We start from the raw sequence: 5,586 nt of genomic DNA on the forward strand, positions 1-5,586 counted from the left end.
GGCTCGCGGCGGCCCGGTCCAGCAGCCCCGTGCGCGCCGCGAGCGCCGCGGCCTCAAGCCGGGAGCCCACGCCCAGCTTCATCAGCACCCGCTGCACATGGGTGCGGGCGGTGCTCGGGGCGATGGCCATGCCGGCCGCGATCAGCCGGGTGTCCTCCCCCTCCGCGACCCTGACCAGCACCTCCACCTCGCGCGGCGTGAGCAGTTGGAGCAGCCTCGCGCCCTCGTCGTCGGGCTGGGCGGCCGGGTTGAGCAGTTCGGCGAAGGCTCCCTGGAGCAGTTGGGGTGCCACCGCCGCGTCCCCGGCGCGCGCCTTGATCATGGCGCGTTCGACGCCCTCGATCCGCTCGTCGTGCCGTACGTATCCCGATGCGCCCGCCGCGAAGGCGGCGGCGATGCCGCGCGGGCTCGGCACCGGGCCGAGCACCACGACCGCCACCTGGGGCCGCTCCTTCTTGATCCGCACCACCGGTTCGAACACCCCGGGCTCGGCGGGCGTTCCGGTGCCCAGCAGGCACACTTCCGGCGATCTGCTCACCACCAGGTCCGCGGCCCCCGCGCTCGGCGCGGCAGCGGCGAGCACCCGATGCCCGCGGAGCTTCAACGCCGAAGCGAGTGCCTCGGCGAGCAGTCGGTGGTCATCGACCACCATGACGCGCACGCCCATGAACTCCCCCCATCCGCCCGGGGACGACCGCCCCGGATGTCCGTGGTCCCCGTGTCGACCGAGATCGGACCGCCGTGCCCGTCCAAGCCCCCCAGCTTGCACACGGCCCCGATCGCTTGCCCCCGGAAGCTACACGCTTGTTCGACATTGCGCGCCCCTTAGCAGGAAGAAGCGGTTGGGAGTGCCGAAACCCATCTCTTCGCGCCCACTTCACGCCGCAAAGAGATCGTCCCGGCACGACAATGGCCCCACCCGTACGGAACGTACCGGTGGGGCCACCCCCTGTGCATCAGTGCAGCACTGGTCAGTTGGTTGAGTTCGGGCCGAAAACCATCGCCAGGAGGTCTTCACCGCGCTGGTAGCTGCGGGGCTCGGTGGCGTAGATGTCGCCCATGTACAGCCGCCCGTTGGCCCACAGGAACACCTCGTGGCCCAGGCTGTAGTTGGACTCGGTCTCCGCGGTGGCCGTCGCGTTCTGCATCAGCTTGGCCTTCTCGTAGCTGGCCGGGTCGATCTGCCAGACGCCGCCGCCCTCGCGGTAGGTGGTGTCCTGGTAGGCGATCAGGTAGCCGTCCTGGTCCAGTTGCATCGGGGTGATGCTGGAGGTCGGCACGCCGTCGGTCTTGCCGATGGACTTGCCCGTGGTGAGCGAGAACGCGACGATCTCGTTCTGCGGCAGGTTCTCGGAGACGCCGCTGCGCTCCTCGGTCGCCATGAACAGCTTGTCCTTGGTGACGACGACCTTGGTGCAGGACTCGACCTCGTTGGTGGAGCACTCCGGCGTGTACTTGCCGTTGCCGGTGGCGATCTTGCTGATCAGCTTGCCCTTGCGCTGCGAGGGGTCGATCGTCATGAAGTCCGAGACCGAGGCGCCGGTGGAGTCGCCCGCGTCCACGCCGATGACCATCGGGTCGGTGGAGACCACGTGGACGTCGTCCAGGCCGTCGGTGAGCTTGTACTCGGAGAGGATGTTGCCGTCCTTGGGGTTGATCAACTGGACGGACATCCGGGCCTCGCCGTACTCGCCGCAGCCGCGCACCGCGACCAGCTTGGGGCCGCCGCCGTAGCCGTAGTCCGAGCACTCCTCGTTGGCCTGCGGCGACCAGAGCTTCTTGCCCTCCATCGACCAGGCGGCGCCGCCGTCCAGGCCGCCCGCGGCGATGGTGCCGCCACCGATGGTGACCTCGTCGAACTCCAGCTTCTCGTCGGCCTCCTTGATGCTGCGCTGCCAGACGAGCTTGCCGTTGTTGAGGTCGACCAGACCGACCTCACTACAGTCGGGGTACTTGTTGTCCGCGGTCGGCTTGCCGTCCTGGAAGACGACGGCGGTCATGCCTTCCTTGGTGATCTGGGTGCTGCCCCAGCACAGTTCGCCACCCAGCGGGATCTCCCACTGCGGCTGCGAGCCGCCGGCGGCCGGGAAGCCGACGATCTTGTCGATCTGCCCCTTGGCCCACACCTTGTCGGTGGCCCACAGGCCCGGCGAGTTGGCCTGCTCCTTCACCTTGGGCATGGGGATCTTGGCGAGCAGGTTGCCGCCCACCAGCTTGGGCGCGGGCCGCTTGGTCGGCTTGCCCTCCTCGCCCTTGCCGCCCTCGGTGCCCTGGGTGTTGCCGGTCTCCTTCTTCTTCGCCTCGGAGTCGCCGTCGTCACCCTTGGTCGCGAACCACACGCCACCTCCGACCACCAGCGCGATCGCCACCACGGCGCTGACGATGACCGCCATCCGCTGCTTGCCCGGCCGGTTGCCGCCGCCGGGGGCCGGGGCGGGCGCGGCCGGCGGGCTGCCGGGCGGGTAGGAACCGGGCGGCGTCTGCCCGTACGGGCCCTGTCCGTACGCGGCCTGCTGGCCCGAGCCGTACGGCGTGCCGGGCGGCTGCGGGTAGGCGTAGCCGGCGGCCTGCGTCGGCTCCTGCGGGTAGGCGTAGCCGGCGGCCTGGGTGGGGGCCTGCGGGTAGCCGTAACTGCCGGCGCCGGCGGGCGGGGTCTGCGGCGGCTGTCCCGGGGCGCCGGGCGGGCCGGGCGGCTGCGGGGTGCCGGCCGGGACGGGCGGCGGGGTGTAGCCGGGCGGGGCCGGCGGCGGGGGCTGCTGGCCCTGCTGCGGGGCGCCGGGGAACTGGCCCGGCGGTGGGGTGTAGCCGGGCGGCGGGTTGTGCGCGGGGCCCGGCTGGGAGATCTGGGTGGGGGGGTGCTGCTGCGGGTAGCCGTAGCCGCCCGCCTGGGCCGGGGGCTGCTGCGGGTAGCCGTAACCGGGCTGGGCTGGCTGCTGCGGATGGGCCTGGGGAGCCTCGCCGAAGCCGCCGCCTGACCCGGCGTTCGGGTCCTGCGGGGCGCCGAAGCCGCCCTGCGGCGGCTGTTGGGGCGGCTGTGACATCGACCATTCCTTCTCATGCGGTCCGTGACCGACCGGCCGCCGCCGCGGTCTCCATGGCCTAAAACCATTGGAGGTGGGGGGAGACGGAACGAATCGGACAGGAATACGGCCTGATAACGGCAGGCGAGCGAGAGTTCTTTGTATCACCCGGTCATCGCACGACAGGGATCGGTGGCGGCCCCGCCCGGGAGCTGATACCGGGCCGTGACGTGACTGTTGCACCGCCTCCGCCCGTCTCCCGTCGGGGGGCGGAGCCGGTGCGGCCGGACTCAGGGGCCGCGGGGGCCAGCCGACTCGCCCCGTACGGCTCGTCCCGTACGACAGCCGGGGCGCACCGGCCCGCACGCCACCGCACGAGTCCCCGCGCGGCGCCCGGCAGGGCCCCGTGCGGCCGTCCGGAAACGGTCAGGCGTCGTCGGCCAGTTCCAGCCAGCGGGATTCGAGTTCGTCGCGCTCGCCCGAGAGCTCCCGGAGCTTGGCGTCGAGTTCGGCGACCTTTTCGAAGTCGGTGGCGTGCTCGGCGATCTGGGCGTGCAGCTTGCCCTCCTGCTCGCTGATCTTGTCGAGCCGGCGCTCGATGCGCTGCAACTCCTTCTGCGCGGCCCGGGTCTCGGCCGCCGACTTCTCCCGCGGCCGGTCCTGCTCGGCGCCGCCGGCGGGGGCGGCCGGCGCGCCCGCCGTACGGGCCGCCGGCGCCGCCGCCGGGGCGGCCTGGGCGCGCTGCCGCCGCTCCAGGTACTCGTCGATGCCGCGCGGCAGCATCCGCATGGTGGCGTCGCCGAGCAGGGCCAGCACCCGGTCGGTGGTGCGCTCGATGAAGTACCGGTCGTGGCTGATCACCACGAGCGACCCGGGCCAGCCGTCGAGCAGGTCTTCCAACTGGGTCAGGGTCTCGATGTCGAGGTCGTTGGTGGGCTCGTCGAGGAAGAGCACGTTGGGCTCGTCCATCAGCAGCCGCAGGATCTGGAGCCGCCGCCGCTCGCCGCCGGAGAGGTCACCGACGGGCGTCCACTGCTTCTCCTTGGTGAAGCCGAACTGCTCGCACAGTTGCGAGGCCGTCATCTCGCGGCCCTTGCCGAGGTCCACCCGCTGCCGCACCCGCTCGACGGCCTCCAGCACCCGCCAGGTCGGGTCGAGCTCGGCGACCTCCTGCGAGAGGTAGGCCAGCTTCACGGTCTTGCCGACCACGACCCGCCCGGCGGCCGGCTGCTCCTCACCCTCGGTGGCAGCGGCGCGGGCCATGGCGCGCAGCAGCGAGGTCTTGCCCGCGCCGTTGACGCCGACCAGGCCGATCCGGTCGCCGGGGCCGAGTTGCCAGGTCAGGTGCTTGAGCAGGGTCTTGGGGCCGGCCTGGACGGTCACGTCCTCCAGGTCGAAGACGGTGCGGCCGAGCCGGGAGTTGGCGAACTTCATCAGCTCGGCGCTGTCCCGCGGCGGCGGCACGTCGGCGATCAGCGCGTTGGCGGCCTCGATGCGGAACCGCGGCTTGCTGGTACGGGCCGGGGCGCCGCGCCGCAGCCAGGCCAGCTCCTTGCGCATCAGGTTCTGCCGCTTGGCCTCTTCGGTGGCCGCGATCCGCTCGCGCTCGGCGCGCGCGAAGACGTAGTCGCTGTACCCGCCCTCGTACTCGTGCACCTGGCCGCGCTGGACGTCCCACATGCGGGTGCAGACCTGGTCGAGGAACCAGCGGTCGTGGGTGACGACCACCAGCGCCGAGCGGCGCGCCCGCAGGTGGCTGGCGAGCCAGGAGATGCCCTCCACGTCGAGGTGGTTGGTCGGCTCGTCGAGGACGATCAGCTCGGGCTCGCCGATCAGCAACTTGGCGAGCGCGATGCGGCGCCGCTCGCCGCCGGAGAGCGGGCCGATCACGGTGTCCAGGCCCTGCGGGAAGGCGGGCAGGTCAAGGCCGCCGAACAGGCCGGTCAGCACGTCGCGGACCTTGGCGTTGCCGGCCCACTCGTGGTCGGCGAGGTCGCCGATCACCTCGTGCCGCACGGTGGCGGCCGGATCGAGCGAGTCGTGCTGGGTCAGCACGCCGAGCCGCAGCCCACCGGAGTGCGTGACGCGCCCCTGGTCGGCCTCCTCCAACTTGGCGAGCATCCGGATGAGGGTGGTCTTGCCGTCACCGTTGCGGCCGACGACGCCGATCCGGTCGCCCTCGTTGACGCCGAGGGAGATCCCGTCGAGCAGCGCACGGGTGCCGTACACCTTGCTGACGGTTTCCAGATTGACGAGGTTCGTTGCCATCTCACTCCTGGTCCGCGGGACGTTCGAAGCCCAGCGTAGTCGCCACCGCGCGGGGGCCGGTTCACACGGCGGTACGGGGGTGGACGGGGGGTGGCGGGGTGGCGACGGGCCGCGGGTGTGGGTGCGGGTGCGTCACGGCCGCAGCGGGTGCAGGGGGGGGACGGGCCGTGGCGGTACGGGCCGGTGGCCGGTACGGGTCGGCGCGGGGCCGGCGGCCGGCGGGGCGGTACGAGCCGGGGCCGGGCCGTCGCCCCGCGCGCCCGCGTGCGCGTAGGGGTGCGCTGCCGCGGGCGGCGGG

At 72.4% G+C, this 5,586-nt stretch carries 3 protein-coding genes; all 3 read right to left on the bottom strand.

Going from position 1 to position 5,586, the window contains the following annotated elements:
• Nucleotides 1-667 (bottom strand): response regulator transcription factor (locus ACMA1D_RS31785; RefSeq protein WP_414727442.1); only part of this gene is annotated, 667 nt, incomplete at its 3' end.
• Nucleotides 668-971: 304 nt separating this feature from the next.
• Nucleotides 972-3,041, bottom strand: a complete 2,070-nt coding sequence (locus ACMA1D_RS31790; RefSeq protein ID WP_414727443.1) for a hypothetical protein — start codon at nucleotides 3,039-3,041, stop codon at nucleotides 972-974.
• 405 nt (nucleotides 3,042-3,446) lie between these two features.
• Nucleotides 3,447-5,288: an ABC-F family ATP-binding cassette domain-containing protein gene (locus ACMA1D_RS31795; protein WP_414727444.1), complete on the bottom strand. Its 1,842-nt coding sequence runs from the start codon at nucleotides 5,286-5,288 to the stop codon at nucleotides 3,447-3,449.
• Nucleotides 5,289-5,586: the final 298 nt, after the last annotated feature.

Source organism: Streptomyces sp. 796.1, assembly GCF_047525675.1.
Classification (GTDB): domain Bacteria; phylum Actinomycetota; class Actinomycetes; order Streptomycetales; family Streptomycetaceae; genus Streptomyces.